At 58.2% G+C, this 17,166-nt stretch carries 12 protein-coding genes; 5 read left to right on the forward strand and 7 right to left on the reverse strand.

What is annotated here, in order from left to right:
- Positions 1–75: 75 nt before the first annotated feature.
- From B4U49_RS04790 to betA, 5 genes are all read left to right on the forward strand, one after another.
- Positions 76–501: a DNA polymerase III subunit chi gene (locus B4U49_RS04790; protein WP_078083441.1), complete on the forward strand. Its 426-nt coding sequence runs from the start codon at positions 76–78 to the stop codon at positions 499–501.
- Between the two features lie 26 nt (positions 502–527).
- Positions 528–1,457, forward strand: a complete 930-nt coding sequence (locus tag B4U49_RS04795; RefSeq protein WP_078083442.1) for a hypothetical protein — start codon at positions 528–530, stop codon at positions 1,455–1,457.
- 203 nt (positions 1,458–1,660) lie between these two features.
- Positions 1,661–4,435 (forward strand): valine--tRNA ligase, encoded by a 2,775-nt coding sequence (locus B4U49_RS04800; protein ID WP_078083443.1) that lies wholly within the window; start codon positions 1,661–1,663, stop codon positions 4,433–4,435.
- Positions 4,436–4,666: 231 nt separating this feature from the next.
- Positions 4,667–6,733, forward strand: coding sequence for a choline BCCT transporter BetT (betT, locus tag B4U49_RS04805; protein ID WP_078083444.1), 2,067 nt, complete (start codon positions 4,667–4,669; stop codon positions 6,731–6,733).
- A gap of 8 nt (positions 6,734–6,741) precedes the next feature.
- Positions 6,742–8,430 (forward strand): choline dehydrogenase, encoded by a 1,689-nt coding sequence (betA, locus tag B4U49_RS04810; protein ID WP_078083445.1) that lies wholly within the window; start codon positions 6,742–6,744, stop codon positions 8,428–8,430.
- A gap of 1 nt (position 8,431) precedes the next feature.
- On the opposite strand, the gene betB is transcribed toward betA, so the two are convergent.
- The 7 genes from betB to dinG all read right to left on the reverse strand — a co-directional run bounded on the left by betB (position 8,432) and on the right by dinG (position 16,992).
- Positions 8,432–9,886 carry a betaine-aldehyde dehydrogenase gene (gene betB, locus B4U49_RS04815; RefSeq protein ID WP_078083452.1) on the reverse strand — a complete coding sequence of 485 codons (1,455 nt, stop codon included), beginning with the start codon at positions 9,884–9,886 and terminating at the stop codon, positions 8,432–8,434.
- Between the two features lie 73 nt (positions 9,887–9,959).
- On the reverse strand, positions 9,960–10,724 hold the full coding sequence (locus B4U49_RS04820; protein ID WP_078083446.1) for a TorF family putative porin: 765 nt from the start codon (positions 10,722–10,724) through the stop codon (positions 9,960–9,962).
- A 254-nt stretch (positions 10,725–10,978) separates the two neighbouring features.
- Positions 10,979–11,965, reverse strand: coding sequence for an alpha-L-glutamate ligase-like protein (locus B4U49_RS04825; RefSeq protein ID WP_078083447.1), 987 nt, complete (start codon positions 11,963–11,965; stop codon positions 10,979–10,981).
- Positions 11,965–13,497 (reverse strand): inactive transglutaminase family protein, encoded by a 1,533-nt coding sequence (locus B4U49_RS04830; RefSeq protein WP_078083448.1) that lies wholly within the window; start codon positions 13,495–13,497, stop codon positions 11,965–11,967. Before B4U49_RS04830 ends, B4U49_RS04825 begins: the two co-directional genes overlap by 1 nt.
- A gap of 107 nt (positions 13,498–13,604) precedes the next feature.
- Positions 13,605–14,285, reverse strand: a complete 681-nt coding sequence (locus B4U49_RS04835; protein WP_078083449.1) for an ATP-dependent zinc protease family protein — start codon at positions 14,283–14,285, stop codon at positions 13,605–13,607.
- Between the two features lie 191 nt (positions 14,286–14,476).
- Positions 14,477–14,803 (reverse strand): YqcC family protein, encoded by a 327-nt coding sequence (locus tag B4U49_RS04840; protein ID WP_078083450.1) that lies wholly within the window; start codon positions 14,801–14,803, stop codon positions 14,477–14,479.
- A 14-nt stretch (positions 14,804–14,817) separates the two neighbouring features.
- Entirely contained in the window at positions 14,818–16,992 is a 2,175-nt protein-coding gene (gene dinG / locus B4U49_RS04845) for an ATP-dependent DNA helicase DinG (protein ID WP_078083451.1), read from the reverse strand.
- Positions 16,993–17,166: the final 174 nt, after the last annotated feature.

Raw genomic sequence — 17,166 nt, forward strand, 5'->3', positions numbered from 1 at the left:
TTTTAGAAGGTCTCGCAAAGCTGCACCCGGCATCGGCACCTTCGCATTAAACTTCTGGGCTCCGTTGCAAACCATATGACCCGAATCGATTTCTACGTCCTACCCTCCGAAAACCAAGATGAAATCCCGGTTTTCGCCTGTCGCCTCGCTGAAAAGGCCTTTCGTAATGGCCTGCACGTACTGATTGCCGTCGATGGCGAGCAACAGGTACAGCAACTGGACGAGCTCCTGTGGACTTTCCGCGAAGACAGCTTCCTGCCCCACGCGCCCCAGAACCTGGACCAGCAGGCCGCAATCGAGATCAACAGCGGCGAAGACCCCGCCCAGCACCACGGTCTGCTCATCAACCTGCGCAGTGAAATCCCCACTTGGTTCAGCCAGTTTGATCGCCTCGCAGAAATCGTCTGCCAGCACCCGGACTCCCTCGCCCGCTCGAGAACGCGATACAGTCACTTCCGTGACAGGGGATATCCGTTACAATCACACAAGATACCCAACTGACCCCAGCGGAAACGAAAGCCAGCTCCATGTCCGGTCGCAAGAAAAACAGAAAGCATCGCCACGGCCAGCCCCCGAACGAGCTACTCAATGAGCTCAATTCCCTGCGGGAGCTGCTCGGCAGCGATATGGAAGCGGATATTCCACTGCTCGACCAGGTCGCCGGAGCAAAACAACCCGAACAACCCAAAAGCACGCCGCCGGCACCAGAGCCACAGCGTGCACCCGTAGCGCCCCCGCGTCCGCTGCAAGAGGCTGATCTGCCCATCCTGTTCAGCCCGGTGGATGAGGAGCCCGCGGAGGAATACGCACCGCTGCTGAGCGATGCCGACCGGGAACTCCTGCGCCCACTGCAAAACCTGCCGCGCAGCAACGGCCCGGTCGCCGACAACAAACCCTCACCTGTAGAGAGTGAAGGCATCCAGGCAAAAACCACCACTGAAGCGCAGCCTGGCCACAAAGAGAGCAATGGCGACTCACCACGGGAAGAATTCCAGCCCGGACTCTTCGATTCCCAGCAAAAGCCTGCCAAAGCGATGCCGGAAACGGCGGTAGAGAAGAAGGTCGAGGCAGAACCCGCCTCCGCCGCCAACACACCGACGACCGAGCCTAAAAGCCAGACCAAGCAGAAACCGCTGCCGGCCGCGTTGTCAGAAAACCCCTTCCTGCCACCGCACATCCGCGCGCGCCTCACTGGCGGCAGGATTCCCCGCCCGGAGCCCGAATCAGCACCAGAAGAGGCCAAGCCCTCCATAGAGGAAGCGCCCGATACGCCACCGGTGCCGCAGGACACGCAACCCGAGGGCTCAGGCGAAGAACAAGCGTCCGGTCCCAGCGATCGCGAGCGCCTCATCGAACAGCTGATGGCCGAACAGCTGCCCGAACTGGAACGCCAGTTACGCATCAATATCACCCGGATGGTGAATGAAATCTATCCGGAAGAACTCGACGCCGAGTGACAGGGCTCGGCCAATCGATCAACGTTTCGAATTGATTCGAGCCGCCGATCCACGAAATCCCCGGCAACCTTTTGCCCAGACCGGCCCCGGCGGTATAATTCCGCCCCTTTTTATATACTCATCCATTCATTTCATCGCCCCGGTGTGACCGTGTATCCGGCCCCGGGCGGCAAAGCGATTCAAAGCAAGGCATTCCCCCGCGCATGGACAAGACATACCAGCCCAACGCCATCGAACAGCAGTGGTACAAAACCTGGGAAGAAAACGGCTATTTCAAGCCGTCCGGTGATACCGAAGCCGATCCTTACAGCATCATGATCCCGCCGCCGAACGTCACCGGCAGCCTGCATATGGGCCATGGCTTCCAGGAATCCATCATGGACGCCCTGATCCGCTACCACCGTATGAAGGGCAACAACACCCTGTGGCAAGTGGGCACCGACCACGCCGGTATCGCCACCCAGATGGTGGTTGAGCGTTTACTGGCTGCGGAAGGCAAGTCCCGCCACGAACTGGGCCGCGACAAGTTCATCGAGAAAGTGTGGGAATGGAAGGAAGAGTCCGGCGGCAATATTACCCGCCAGCTGCGTCGCCTCGGTGCCAGTCCGGACTGGTCTCGCGAGCGCTTCACCATGGACGATGGCTTCTACAAGGCCGTACAGGAAGTCTTCATCCGCCTGTACGAAGATGACCTGATCTACCGCGGCAAGCGCCTGGTGAACTGGGACCCGAAACTGCACACCGCGATTTCCGATCTGGAAGTGCTGAACGAAGAAGAACAGGGCCACCTGTGGCACTTCCGCTACCCCCTGTCAGACGGCAGTGGTCACCTTGTCGTTGCCACCACCCGCCCCGAGACCATGCTCGGCGATACCGCGGTTGCTGTGCACCCGGAAGACGAGCGCTACAAGCACCTGATCGGCAAAACCATCAAGCTGCCCCTGGCGGATCGCGAGATTCCGATTATTGCCGACGACTATGTTGACCTCGAGTTCGGTACCGGCTGTGTGAAGATCACCCCCGCGCACGACTTCAACGACTACGAGATGGGCCAGCGCCACAACCTCGAGATGATCAACATCCTCGACCAGGACGCTAACCTGAACGACAACGTGCCGGAAAAATACCGCGGTATGGAGCGCTTTGCGGCGCGCCAGCAGATCGTCGACGACCTGGATGCCCTCGGCTGCCTGGAAAAAATCGAACCGCATACGTTGAAAGTACCCCGTGGCGACCGCTCCGGCGTAGTTATCGAGCCGTGGCTCACCGATCAGTGGTATGTGAAAACCCAGCCGCTGGCAGAAGAAGCCATCAAGGTGGTGGAAGACGGCCGCGTGGAATTCGTGCCCAAGAACTACGAGAACATGTACTTCTCCTGGATGCGCGATATCCAGGACTGGTGTATCTCCCGCCAGCTGTGGTGGGGTCACCGCATTCCCGCTTGGTACGACAACGATGGCAAGGTCTACGTTGGCCGCAGCGAGGAAGAAGTTCGCGAGAAGCACAACCTGGGCGATATCGAACTTCGTCAGGACGACGACGTACTCGATACCTGGTTCTCCTCCGGCCTGTGGACTTTCGGTACCCTGGGCTGGCCGGAAGAGACCCCGGAACTGGCGGCATTCCACCCGACGAGCGTGCTGGTCACCGGCTTCGATATCATTTTCTTCTGGGTCGCACGCATGATGATGCTGACCCTGTACTTCAAGAAGGAAGTGCCCTTCCACACCGTCTATGTGCACGGCCTGGTGCGCGATAGCCACGGCCAGAAGATGTCCAAATCCAAGGGCAACGTCCTCGACCCCATCGACCTGATCGACGGTATCGACCTGGAAAGCCTGGTGGCCAAGCGCACCACCGGCATGATGCAGCCACACCTGCGCGAGAAGATCGAAAAGCAGACCCGCAAGGAATTCCCGGAAGGACTCGCCGCCTACGGCACCGACGCGCTGCGCTACACCTATTACTCGCTGGCCTCCACCGGCCGCGACATCAAGTTCGACGTGGGTCGTATCGAGGGCTTCCGTAACTTCTGCAACAAGATCTGGAACGCATCCCGCTACGTGCTGCAGAACTGCGACGGCCACGACTGCGGCCAGGACGGCAGCGATGATTTCGAGCTGTCCATTGCCGACCGCTGGATCATCTCCCTGCTGCAGCGCACTGAGATCAGCGTAAAAGAAGCGGTGGATAGCTACCGCTTCGACCTCGCCTCCCAGGCGCTGTACGACTTTATCTGGGGTGAGTACTGCAGCTGGTATCTGGAACTGTCCAAGCCGGTATTGTGGGATGACAATGCCAGCTACGCGGTGAAGAAAGGCACACGCCGCACCCTGATCCGCGTATTGGAAACCATCCTGCGCCTGCTGCACCCGCTGATGCCGTATATCACCGAGGAGATCTGGCAGCGGGTTAAGGAACGGGCGGGCAAGACCGGCGACACCATCATGTTGCAGCCTTACCCGGAAGCCAACGAACACCGTATTGATGAAAATGCCGAAGCCGCTATCGCCTGGCTCAAGGGCGTGATCGAGGGTGTGCGCAATATTCGCGGAGAGATGAATATCTCCCCGGCGAAGAAAATTCCGCTGATTCTGCGCAATGGGTCCGAGCGGGATGAAGACCTGCTGAAGCAGACCCGCAGCTTGCTGACCAAGCTGGCCAGCCTGGAGTCCATCGAATGGCTGGAACAAGGTGCCACTGCGCCCGCTTCCTCCACCGCACTGGTAGGCGACCTGGAACTGCTGGTACCGATGGCCGGCCTGATAGACGTGGCCGCAGAAAGCGCGCGTCTGCAAAAAGAAATCGATAAGCTGGATAAAGAAATTGCGCGAGTTAACGGCAAGCTGAACAACCCCAAGTTTGTCGACAAGGCACCGGAAGCGGTGGTCAACAAGGAAAAGGATAGACTGGTCGAATTCGAGAGCGCCCGCTCTCGCCTGCAGCAACAGCTGGAGGAAATCAGCCAGCTGTCATAAGCCGATCGATATTCGATAGCGACACCGGCGGGGGCACAAGCCCCCGCGTTCCTTCTCTTTCTCTTCCCGCCTCCTCCCATATCATTCCGATTTCCAGCGGATCGCGCTTTTTACCCGCTCCGTTAGCATTCGGGGCGCGGCGCTCCTTAAGCTGGCGCGTTCACCAACGGTGCATGGACTATCCTGAGGACAACCTTTTTCTGCCGCCCCCAAGCAAACCGGGCCAAGTCTATGCATAACCCAAAGTCTTCGGAGAATTCATCCAAAGCCACCGCTGAAGAGGCACGCCTCAAGCCACAGGTGTTTTACAGCTCCGTTATTGGCATCACGCTCTTTTCCCTGTGGGCCATGTTTTTTACCGAGCAAGCGGGCAATGTTATCTACGGTCTCCTGGCATGGATTTCTGGCAGCTTCGGTTGGTTTTACTTTCTTGCGATCGTCGCTTACCTCATTTTCGTGATCGTTATCGCACTGTCTAAATACGGTGATATCAAACTAGGACCAGACCATGCAGAGCCCGAGTTCAATGTCGTCACCTGGGCGGCCATGTTGTTCGCCGCAGGTATCGGCATCGACCTGATTTTCTACTGTATTGTCGAGCCGCTGACCCAGTTCACAGCCCCGCCAACCGGCGATGGCGGTACGGTGGAAGCCGCCCGTCAGGCAATGGCCCTCACCTTCCTGCACTGGGGATTATCGGGCTGGGGTGTCTACACACTGGTGGGCATGTCACTGGCGTTTTTCAGTTATCGCCACGGCCTGCCCCTGACCATTCGCTCCGCGCTCTATCCCTTGTTTGGCAAGCGTATTTACGGCCCGATCGGGACCTCCGTGGATATTGCCGCAGTGCTGGGCACGGTATTTGGTGTCGCCACCAGCCTGGGGATTGGCATCATCCAGTTAAATTTCGGGCTGAAGTATATGTTCGGCGTTCCCGAGGGCACTGCGACGCAGGCAGTGCTCGCAGTGCTCATCGTGGTGTTTGCGGCCATCTCCGCAGCTACCGGGGTTGAGCGTGGCATCCGACGCTTGTCTGAATTCAATATGCTGCTCGCCATCGCGCTTATGCTGTTCGTGTTACTCAGCGGTAAAACGCGGTTTCTATTGGATGCGTTTGTGACCAATCTCGGCGATTACATCCAGCATTTTGTCGAGCTTTCCTTCAATACGTTTGCCTTTGATCCACCACAAGACTGGCTCAACGCCTGGACCATCTTTTTCTGGGCCTGGTGGATTGCCTGGGGACCGTTCGTGGGACTGTTTCTCGCGCGTATCTCCCGCGGCCGTACCATTCGTTCGTTTGTTGCCGGCACACTGATACTGCCATTTATGTTTATGGCGGCGTGGATGGCAATTATGGGTAACGCTGCTATCGACATGGTACTGGGGGGAGCGGCAGAGTTTGGCAAGGAAGCCACGGCAAACCCCGGTTCTGCCATTTACCTGTTCCTGGAACAGATGCCCTGGACCACGCTGACCACCATCGCGGTCACCATTCTCTCCATTGTGTTCTTCGTGACCTCCGGCGACTCCGGTTCGCTGGTGCTATCCAACCTCACCTGTCGACTCGAAGACCCGAATCACGATGCGCCGCCATGGATGCGCGTGCTGTGGGCTTCCATCATCGGCATCGTTACCCTGGCGTTGTTGATGACCGATGGTTTGGCAGCACTGCAGAGTGCCGTGGTAATCATGGGACTGCCATTTGCTTTCGTCCTGATTCTGATGATGCTTGGGCTCTCCAAAGCACTGCGTCTGGAAGGCCTTAAATCCGCCAGTATGCAAGATGCATTGTCCGGCCATTTGTCAGGACGAACCGTATCCCGTGAAGGACACAGCAACTGGAGCCAGCGGCTTTCCCGGGCAATCAGTTTTCCTACCTTCAAGCAGTTAGAGCAGTTTATCGAGCGCACTGTGCGCCCCGCTTTCGAGGCGGTAAAAGAAGAACTGTCTGAGAAGGGCTATCCGGTTGATATTTCCGAGGGCAGCGGTGATGACCTGCACCTTTCGCTGGATGTAACACTCGGCACAGAAGTCGACTTCACCTATCAGGTGTGGCCACGGCAATGCTCTATGCCGGCATTCACCCTGCGTGCAGAGAAGCCCCGATCCAGTTATTTCCGGCTTGAACCGCATCTGCGCGAAGGCGGCCTCACTTACGACCTCATGGGCTACACCCGCGAGCAGGTGATTGGCGATATCGTCGATCACTTCGAAGCGCATCTCCAATACCTGCACATGCGCCGCGAGCTCGCCACTCGCACCCCCGGTGAGGAAGATGAACCCGGCCCTGCGTGAGAACTGAAATGACCGAAACCCATTTTGACCAGATTTTCGATTATATCGTGGTTGGCGCCGGCTCCGCCGGTGCCGTCGTCGCCAGTCGCCTCTCCGAGGATCGGGACACCAGCGTGCTGTTGCTGGAGTTCGGTGGCAAAGACAATTCGATTTTCATCCGTATGCCTACGGCGCTGTCGATCCCGCTCAATATGCCGAAGTACGACTGGGAGTTTTACACCGAGCCGGAACCGGGTTTAAAGGGCAAGCGAATTCATCAGGCTCGGGGCAAGGTCATTGGCGGCTCGTCGTCCATCAATGGCATGGCATTCGTACGCGGCTGCAAAGGCGATTACGAAGAGTGGGCGCAACTGGGGGCAAACGGGTGGGCATACGCCGATGTACTACCGTATTTCAGGCGCTCGGAAACCTGTGTGTACGGGGAGGATGACTACCGCGGTGGCGAGGGGCCCATCACTGCCTGTAACGGTAACAATATGCAAAACCCGCTTTACCGGGCTTTTATCGAGGCGGGCAAACAGGCGGGCTACGGCTACACCGAGGATTACAACGGCTATCGCCAGGAAGGTTTTGGACGCATGGACATGTCGGTACGCGATGGCGTCCGCTGCTCTACCGCCCTCGCCTATCTCAAGCCCGCCCTGCAGCGTCGCAACCTCGAACTGAAGATGCACGCGCTTACCACCCGGGTAATCATGGAGGGTAAGAAAGCCATCGGCGTAGAATACGAACAGCACGGAAAAACGTTCCGCGCACGCGCGAAACGTGAGGTCATCCTCTCCGCAAGTGCGTTCAACTCCCCCAAGCTGTTAATGCTTTCCGGTATCGGCCCCGCAGCGCACCTGCAAGAACACGGGATTGAAGTGGTGCACGACCTGCCCGGTGTGGGACAAAACCTGCACGATCACCTGGAAGTCTGGGTACAGCAGGAGTGCACCCAGAACATCACCCTGAACGGGGTGCTCGGCCCCCTCTCCAAGGCCAGGATCGGTCTCCAGTGGTTGCTGTTCAAGCGCGGCCTGGGTGCCTCCAACCATTTCGAATCCAACGGCTATATCCGCAGTCGCGAGGGGCTGGAATGGCCGGATATTCAGTATCACTTCCTCGCCGGCGCCATCGCCTACGACGGCTCCAGCGCGGTCAAAGGACACGGTTTCCAGGCACATCTTGGCTGCAACAAGCCACTCAGTCGCGGCTGGGTGAAACTGAAATCCACCGATCCACGGCAACAGCCGGAAATGTTCTTTAACTATCTGGACCGGGAAGAAGACAAGCAGGCATTCCGTGCAGGACTGCATTTTACCCGGGAAATCTTTGCCCAGGCGGCCATGGATCCCTACCGCGGTCGCGAAATTGAACCTGGCAATGATGTCCAGAGCAACGATGAGATTGATAACTGGGTAGCGGAGTCCGCTGAAACCGCTTACCACCCCGCAGGTAGCTGCCGAATGGGGACAGATGACATGGCCGTGGTGGATCCGGAGTGCCGGGTACGCGGAGTGGAGAACCTGCGAGTGGTCGATTCCTCCATCATGCCCTCGGTCACCAACGGCAACCTGAATGCGCCCACCATCATGATCGGTGAAAAGGGAGCAGACCATATTCGCGGAAAGGGTATGCTGGCACCATCCGATGCCGACAGCTATACCGCAGAGGGTTGGCAAACCAGCCAGCGGGAGAAGTCCCCGCAGCGCTGATTCAATATGGTGCCTCTACATCGCCTTCGGCCACGTAAACCGTCTTGAGTTTGGTGTAGTGTTCGAAGGCGCGGCGACTGTTTTCCTTGCCAATGCCCGACTGCTTGAAACCGCCGAACGGCATTTCAACCGGGGTCAGGTTATAAGCATTGATCCACACGATTCCTGCATCCAGGCGATCAGCGATGCGGTGGGCGCGCTGAATGTCTTTGGTAAATACACCGCCGGCAAGCCCGAACTCCGTCTGGTTGGCCCGTTCAATCACTTCGTCCTCGGAACCAAAGCCGAGCAATGACAGCACCGGGCCGAAGATCTCCTCCCGTACAATCGTCATCTTATCGTCGAGTCCATCAAAGATGGTGGGCTCGACAAAGTTCCCCCCTTCACAGCCCGCGACTGTGGCGCGCCCACCACCGATCAAAAGCTTGCCACCTTCCTGCTTACCTTTTTCGATATAACCCAGAACTCCGGCCATATGATCCGCGCTGATCATCGGCCCCACGTCGGTATCCGGATCCAAAGGATCCCCCAGTTTGAGTTTTCTGGTGCGGGCCACCAGCTTATCCACAAATTTCTCGCGAACCGATTCGTGTACAAACACTCGGGTGCTGTTGGTACAAATCTGTCCCTGGGTATAAAAATTACCAAGCAGTGCCGCGCCAACCGCGTTGTCCAGATCTGCGTCTTCGAACACAATCAGCGGCGACTTGCCCCCCAATTCAAGGGTCACGCTTTTCAGGGAGTCCGCCGCCGCACGCATCACTGCCTTGCCGGTACCCACTTCCCCGGTGAGTGAAACCTTGGCAATCCCCGGGTGCGCAGTGAGCATTTTGCCCGTGTCCGCCATCCCCTGGACTACATTGAATACCCCGTCGGGCAGTCCCGCCTGCTTGTAGATTTCAGCCAGTTTCAATGCCGATAGTGGGGTCAGTTCTGCGGGCTTGAAGACCATGGCATTGCCGGCGGCCAGTGCGGGAGCGGACTTCCAGGCGGCGATCTGGATGGGATAATTCCATGCACCGATGCCCGCGCACACACCAATCGGCTCGGGCCGGGTGTAGAAAAAACCTCCCGGGACAGCCTGGTATTCCCCTTGCAGTGACGCGGCCTGCCCCCCGAAAAACTCAAGGCAATCAGCTGCCGAGCCAATATCGGCTTCGGGGGTTTCCGCCAGGGGTTTGCCGCCATCCAGGGACTCGAGGCGCGCCAGCTCGTCACAGTTATCCCGCAACAGCTGGGCCGCTTTGACCAGTACACGACCGCGCTCGGCACCACTCAGCGCCGACCATTCAGCCTGTCCGCGCTTTGCTGACGCGACGGCCTTGTCCACTTCAGTCTGTCCGGCTTCCGCAACGCGGCAGATGACCTTGCCGGTGGCGGGGTTGATGGTGTCAAAAAATTGGCTTGTTTCCGGCGCCACATACTCACCGTGAATCCAGAGTAACTGATCGTCCATATCCGGCATCCTTTCCTCTCGCCTCTGGAGAGACTCCTAAAATCTACAAGCACCTAAAAACCATGGGAAACGTCTAGAAACTGCGGGTAACACCGATGACGACATCACCATCGGTCAGCTTCGGATTCGCAAGAAAGGGATTCACACCATCGGTATCGTACCAGCGCAGCCCGAAGCTCCATTCATCCACCACATAGTCCACACCGATATCCCAGTAGGTGAAATCCAGGTTGTCGTAACCGGAGCCAAACGTCTGCTCGCCAACACGCAGTGACGGCGTCAGCCCCGGGCACACTTCGTAGCCAAGTGTTATTTCATACGCGAGCGCGGAAACGCCGTCGAGAAAATCATCGCCAAAATAGTTATCCGTCCACCAGACACTGGGACTGGCAGAGAATTTTTCTTTGGAGTAATTGAGATAGGTGTATACCTCGGCGTAATCCAGACTGAATTCAGAGCCGGGATAGTTGTAGCTCCAGTATCCGATATCAAAATTGAAACCGCTGTCGCCAATATCTTTGGTAAACCCGATGTATGGATCAATCTCCATACTGTTACCATTGCCGCCAAAATCCGTGTTTGACGCCCAGAGGCCCAAATACAGCCCACCATCGTGGGACCAGTTGAAATCCCCCTGTACCTGAGGGCGACCATTGGAATTGGAAATACTGCGAAACATGTAATCGCTCGCCATCAGCAGGCTGCCGGCAAAGGTGCCCAACGTGTCCTTCTCACTTTGAGATTCCTGCGCGAAAGACTTGGCAGTAAAACCACTCAATAAAATGATCGCGATCATCCCATGCAGGAAGCCCGTTTTTTGACGTAATTTTGCTTCCATGCTTTCAACCCTCAGATGTAATCTAAAAACACCCCTTACTGTAGGATAAGATTCAGGCTGTTCAAGGCGGGGCGCCGGATATCAGTTCCGTCAGTCTAGTCACACGTAATCGGGGAAGTGCGGAATAGCTTTGTACGTGTTGCCCGGCAGGCATCCATTCCATCAACAATCCACAGCTTTCCACAGATAAAAAAATGGCGAGCCTTTTGGCTCGCCATTTTTCTCCGCACCAAAGCCTTATCGACAGGTATGGCCTAGGTCAGAGGACGCGCTGAGAAATAATCCATGGAGTAAGCCACCCGCTCTTCCACATTTTTTTCCAGCTGCTCCAGATCCATCTTTTCAATATGTTCGAGTCGTGTACGCAGACCCACGCCATTGGCAATCTGGATGGCTAACCCAGGGCGCGCATTCGCCTCCAGCAACAGAGGGCCGCGTTTGCGATCGAGCACGATATCGCAGCCCAGATAGCCGAGTCCGGTCATTTCATAGCAACTGGCCGCCAGGCGCACAAGTTCCTGCCAGCCCGGCACGACCAGATCGGAAAATCGCATATCCGTATCCGGATGCTTGTCGATACGAATGCCCCGCTGAACGGCGTGGCAGGATTTACCCGTGGCGAGATCCACCCCTACACCGACCGCGCCCTGGTGCAGGTTCGCCTTGCCATCGGAGTCGTGGGTAGAGCAACGCAGCATCGCCATCACTGGAAAACCGCGGAATACGATCACCCGGATATCCGGCACCCCCTCGAAGGAGTATTTGTCGAAAACCGGGTCGAAATCCACCAGCGCCTCGATCATTACCCGGTCGGGCTTGCCGCCCAGGCTGTAGAGACCACTGTGAATATTGCTGACGTGACGCTGGATATCCAGCGCAGTGACTTTGCTGCCGGAAGGCTTCAGGTATTCATCACCATCCCGTCCCACAATCACCAGGATCCCCTTGCCACCGGACCCCCTGGCGGGCTTGATCACAAATTTTTCCAGCGGGTCGATGACTTCCATCACGCGCGTGCGGCTGGGTTGGGTCTCGAATGCGGCAATCAGTTCGGGGACCGGAATACGATAACGCTTGGCTTGGCGCTTGGTGTTGAGCTTGTCGTCGACAATGGGATATTTATCGCGATCGTTGTAGCGCGCAATGTAGTGCACATTGCGCGCGTTCATGCCCAGCACGCCAAGCTTGCGCAGTTGAAAGGGCGAAACCAGCCCGCCGCGTAAGAAGGACGGAAGCTGCATCAGCGCACCAGCTGGCGGAACCGCGCCAGTTCACCGAGCCGGAATCCAGTGTAGTTGCCGACGATCATGATGAAGCCCAGGAGCACCAGCAGCAGTTCCGGGAAATTAAAGGTCCAGTGCTCGATATAGCGGTTGGTCATCACCCACCAGGCGAGAACCGCAACCAGCAGGCTGCCACCGGCCTGTATCACCACTTCGTAGGGGCCATCCTCTTCCCACACGATGGACATACGCTCGATGGTCCAAGCGAGAATGATCATGGGGAAGAACGTAACTGTAAGTGCCTGCTCGATACCGAGCTTGTAACTCACCACACTGATCGCCCCCATCAGGATCACCACCGTCACTACGACGGCGGCGATCCTCGCCACAAGGAGCAAGTTGAGCCTGCTGAGATAGAAGCGGATCCACAGACCGAGGATCAGGATCAGTACGAAAATGGCGAGACCGGTAAACAGCTGGGTTTCGATAAAGGCGATGGCCAGCAGTACCGGCATAAAGGTGCCGGAGGTCCGCAGTCCCACAAATACCCGCAGCAGCACCACCACCAGCGCCCCGACCGGCACCAGCAAAATCAGCTTGAAAATGCTCTGCTGCTCGATTGGCAGGCTGTAAATGGAGAAATCCACCAGGGCTTCTTTTTCCTGGCTGGTGCTCAGCATGGCCACATCCCGGGCCGGTACATCGTTGGAGATTACCGAGAAAGTCACCCCGGAATCGCGCCCGCCCTCTACGTCCAGCAGGCTCTTGCCGCCGCGCTGCCAGATAAAGAAGTTCTTGGGTACACCGGGGGATCCACTGAGGGGCTCGAACACTACCCAGCGCTTGCCATCGTAGATCTCCAGCAAGTCTTCCGGGTCCAGCCGGCGGCGATCATCTTCCAGGTACAGACCGCGAATCCGGTGCGCGGGAATATCTGCCGCCGCCAGCACCAGCAGGGCCACATCCACAAATGAGCGGTCTTTGTAATAACCAAAGATCAGGTTCCGGTCCTGGTTGCGATTGTCTCCCAGGGCGGTGAGCAACTCTGAGGTAAAGGTGCGGGTGTCGGAGGATCGCTCCCGCGCAGTACCGACCAGCGAGAAGATTGCCTGGCGCACCGCTTCTTGCTCACGCGCGCCCAGTAGCGGGGCCACGACCTTGGTACTCAGGTCCAGGGGCTGCTCCAGAGCCGCGCCCGGGGTCTGGTGTACATCCAGCTGATAAAACAGGGACTGCACACCGGAGGCCTGACGCTTGGCCCACACAGCCCGGTATTCGTCATCTTCGCGGATAACATTGAAGCCGTAGCCGGATGAACTGAAGGTTTCCCCCAACACTTCCATATTGCGCTGGGCACGCGGCAGTGTGAGCGCCGCCTTGACCGGACCGCCGTCGGCATTGAAGTGCACCTTGGCCTCGATGGTCCACACGGTGCGGTACTCTCCCGGCAACAGCGGGAAGCCCAGCTCGACGTTTTTGTATATGGTGAGGCCGGCGCCCATCAGAGCGAGCAGCGCGGCGAGAATATAGACCTGAGCCCGTGGCGACATTCGCCATTTCCCCAATTAATGATTGTAAGTAGCTTGTGGCCACATATTTTTGCCGGTTACTGGAAGATCTGCCAGTGACCGGCCCACATTTTCACGTTTCGGAGGAATTATTTACTGAAGGAAGGGAGTTTTGGCTTGCCCTGAACCTGCTTGCGGCTGACATCCACCACTGCCGCATCCTTGAGGAAGTTACGCCCTACCAGCAGCGGGAACTCGAATTCACCGCGCTCCACCAGGTTCACTTCTACCATATGGGTAACTTCACCCACAGTGAGGCTCATATCCACGATCGGGCGACGCTGACGGTCAAAACCCGGACGGGCTACCCGCACATGGCGCTTGATAGGCAACTCGATTTTTTTCGGCTCGGCATCACTGCCGTCGCCCAGCTTGAAGCGCACCCACTCATTGCCATCGCGCTCGAAGCGGGTCAGCTCGAGCACACTGAGGGAACAGGTGGCTGCACCAGTATCCACCAGCGCGCGCAGGCGAATATCACCCGGCTCCACAGTGAAGAACTCTTCCGAACCCAGTACCAGCTTGTCTTTGGCTACGGGAACCTCGACCACTTTTTCAAAGTTGCGCTCGATCACCCGCTCCACCACTTTCACTTCCGGCTCCGCGCACACCACGGTTTCCGCCGGCGGGCACTGGCCCGGTTCCAGGGGTGTTTCCGCGGGCAGCTGGGGCTCGGCAACCGGGCTCTCAGGGCCGGCCGAGGGGAAGCTCTCGCAACCGGCGAGCAGTTGTACGGCCAATAACAGGCAAATTGAAGGCAAAAACCGCATCTGTTTTATTACTACCTTAGGGGCGGGCAACCAGCCCCGCGCGCTGTTTTTTTAAGTAATCCTGGCGGTATATCGCTCGGGCAGTCCATGTTCGCCCGAATTTTTAAAGCCCGGATATTACCCTATACGCCGGACGACTGCACCGGCTCTCGGATAAATTGACGTGCTACAGCGGATAAACAGCGATGCCCTCAGCTTCGCTCCAGCCGCTCATCGATCTCCGCCAGTTTGCGGGTAAGGCCCACGATGGGCAGGTCCGTACCACTGAAATACTCTTCCGCCATCGGGGCAATACCACATTTGCCCGGTAGCGGCTGTTCCAGTTCGACCAACTTGCTCATGCGCGGCAGAAATACAAATTGCAGCCATTGGGGCAGCGTAAGGGTATCGACACAGAACGGCTGGGTACTGGCCAGCGCCTCTGCAGACGGCGGCTGCGCGTCCCACAACTCCACGGCACGCATCTCCGCTTCCAGTTCCAGCAACAGGGTGGCGATATCGGGATAAATCGACTTCATAGGTTCCAACAAGTTCAGTTGATCATACGCCGGAAGGGCGGCAGTGAATCCAGCATGGCACGTCCGTAACGCTTGGTGACGATACGCCGGTCAAGCAGGGTAATCACTCCACTATCCCGCTCGGTACGCAACAGGCGCCCGCAAGCCTGGACCAGCTTGAGCGCGGCATCGGGCACGGTGATCTGCATAAATGGATTGCCCCCCTTGGCCTCAATCCACTCGGCCAGCGCTGCCTCGATGGGATCATCCGGCACCGCAAAGGGCAATTTGGCAATCACCACCTGGCGACAGTAGTCCCCCGGCAGGTCCAGTCCCTCGGCAAAACTGGCGAGACCGAACAAGACGCTGTGTCCGCCACTGTCGACACTCTTTTTATGGCTGTCCAGCAGCTGCTGACGGGACTGTTGCCCCTGCATCAGTATACGGTTGCGCCAGGTACCCGGCAGGGATTCGTATACGGTTTCCATCTGCCGGCGGGAGGCAAACAGTACCAGGGCACCGCCGCTGCCGCCCTCCCCGTTGTCGCTCAACAGGCCAGGCAGGGCCTCGATCACTGCATCGGTGTGCAGGTCAGCATTGTTCGCCTCCACCGCATCCCTGGGCACCCGCAGCTCCGCGCGGGAGAAGTCAAACGGGCTGGGCACTATCTCGTAGCTGGCGTTGTCCGGGGTACCGGCACGCATCTTGAGACGATCAAAGCGGCCCAGTGCAGTGAGGGTGGCCGAGGTCAGCACCGCGCCGTAGCAGCGTCGCCACAAACTGTACTCAAGGGTCTTGCCTGCCAGAATCGGCGAGCTGCACACCTCGAAATCAAAGGAACCACCCCAGTCCACCAGGGTGACCCAGCGCGCTTGCGGCACCGAGCCCTGATCCTCACGCGAGTAGTTGGCCCAGAGCTCCAGGTTGGCCTCTGCGCGACCGTGCCAGCTGCCCAGCACCGGATACCAGCGCTCCAGGTCCACAATGGGTACCGGGCTGTGGGCGTCTTCCATCATGCGCTGTGCCACCTGCACCATTTTGCCCAGCAGCGCTTCCATTTCGTCGAAATCCTCCCGCAGCTGGTCGGCCAGCTGCATCAGGGATTCAGGCACCACACCGCCCTCAAAGCGGTGACGGGCACTGCGCCCGGGGCCCCCGCCAGCGCCGCCACGACGGTCCTCGTCGAACTCACACAGGTCTTCCAGCAAGGGCCAGGCCATTTCCAGCTTCTGCTTGGCGGCGGTAAACAGTGCCGGTAGCTCTTCCCCTGCCCGATCCAGCTCGGCGCCATCGCCTATCTCACCCAGCAACTGGCTGAGGTTTTTATTCGCTTGATCCAGCCAGCCGGTAGTGGCACCGACGCGGCTGTGGTGGGCGAAGTGATTCAGGGCTTTATCCGGCAGGTGGTGGGCCTCGTCGAGTACATAGATGGACTCTTCCGGTGACGGCAGGATCGCACCGCCGCCCAGGGCGAGATCGGCCAGCAACAGATCGTGGTTGGCAACGATTACCCGGCTTTTACCCAGACTCTCGCGGGCGCGGAAGAAGCTACAGGTGCCCACGTGAGGGCAGCGGCGACCGCTGCACTGGCGGTGGTCAGTGGTGACCCGGCTCCAGTCTTCGCCTTCGATGGTGTCTTTCCAGTTGTCCCGATCCCCATCCCAGCTGCCGGTGGCAAGCTGGTCCGCCATTTCCCGGTACAGTTTGATACCGACGTCGTCCACCTGAGGCTTTTCGTCCTCGTACAGGGCCATGGAGGCACCGACGCCACTGGAGGTGAGCTCAGTCAGCAGCTGGTCCAGCTTGGACAGGCACATATAGCGCCCGCGTCCCTTGGCGAGGGAGACTTCGAACTTGAGCCCCGAGTGGCGAATCAGTTCCGGCAGGTCTTTGTTGATGATCTGTTCCTGCAGGGCCACCGTGGCGGTGGAGACGACGAGGGTTTTGTCGTGGGCAATGGCCATGGGAATTGCGGCGAGCAGGTAGGAGACGGTTTTACCGGTACCGGTACCCGCTTCGACCACGCAGATATGCTGGCCGTCGGTCTTGCCATGGTCCCGCTCGCCGGCGCCGTTGCGCTCGATTCCGCCGAGGGCACGGGCGATGGCGGCAATCATCAGTTTCTGGCCATAGCGCGCCTTGAGCTCGCGGCCGTTGAGGAACTGACGGTAGGCGTTCTGGATGGATTCTTTGTCTTTTTCGCTGAGCACTGGGGACCGGCTGGATTCGTGTTGAGGGTTAAATCAGCCGGCCATTATCCACGCATGTTCAGGGTTTAGCCAACTCGGATTGTTCGCCCGCCTTTGGCCGCTTCCAGCCTGGGCAAGCGTGGCGGCGAGGCACTGGGTATTCATTCTCGGAACCGCTGTAAATACATCCCTGTA

The sequence above is a fragment of the Microbulbifer mangrovi genome, assembly GCF_002009015.1.
In the GTDB taxonomy this organism is placed as follows: domain Bacteria; phylum Pseudomonadota; class Gammaproteobacteria; order Pseudomonadales; family Cellvibrionaceae; genus Microbulbifer; species Microbulbifer mangrovi.

Coding starts and splice junctions, on each gene's coding strand:
- B4U49_RS04790 (WP_078083441.1), top strand. CDS start 76: ATGACCCGAATCGATTTCTACGTCCTACCCTCCGAAAACCAAGATGAA.
- B4U49_RS04795 (WP_078083442.1), top strand. CDS start 528: ATGTCCGGTCGCAAGAAAAACAGAAAGCATCGCCACGGCCAGCCCCCG.
- B4U49_RS04800 (WP_078083443.1), top strand. CDS start 1,661: ATGGACAAGACATACCAGCCCAACGCCATCGAACAGCAGTGGTACAAA.
- betT (WP_078083444.1), top strand. CDS start 4,667: ATGCATAACCCAAAGTCTTCGGAGAATTCATCCAAAGCCACCGCTGAA.
- betA (WP_078083445.1), top strand. CDS start 6,742: ATGACCGAAACCCATTTTGACCAGATTTTCGATTATATCGTGGTTGGC.
- betB (WP_078083452.1), bottom strand. CDS start 9,886: ATGGACGATCAGTTACTCTGGATTCACGGTGAGTATGTGGCGCCGGAA.
- B4U49_RS04820 (WP_078083446.1), bottom strand. CDS start 10,724: ATGGAAGCAAAATTACGTCAAAAAACGGGCTTCCTGCATGGGATGATC.
- B4U49_RS04825 (WP_078083447.1), bottom strand. CDS start 11,965: ATGCAGCTTCCGTCCTTCTTACGCGGCGGGCTGGTTTCGCCCTTTCAA.
- B4U49_RS04830 (WP_078083448.1), bottom strand. CDS start 13,497: ATGTCGCCACGGGCTCAGGTCTATATTCTCGCCGCGCTGCTCGCTCTG.
- B4U49_RS04835 (WP_078083449.1), bottom strand. CDS start 14,285: ATGCGGTTTTTGCCTTCAATTTGCCTGTTATTGGCCGTACAACTGCTC.
- B4U49_RS04840 (WP_078083450.1), bottom strand. CDS start 14,803: ATGAAGTCGATTTATCCCGATATCGCCACCCTGTTGCTGGAACTGGAA.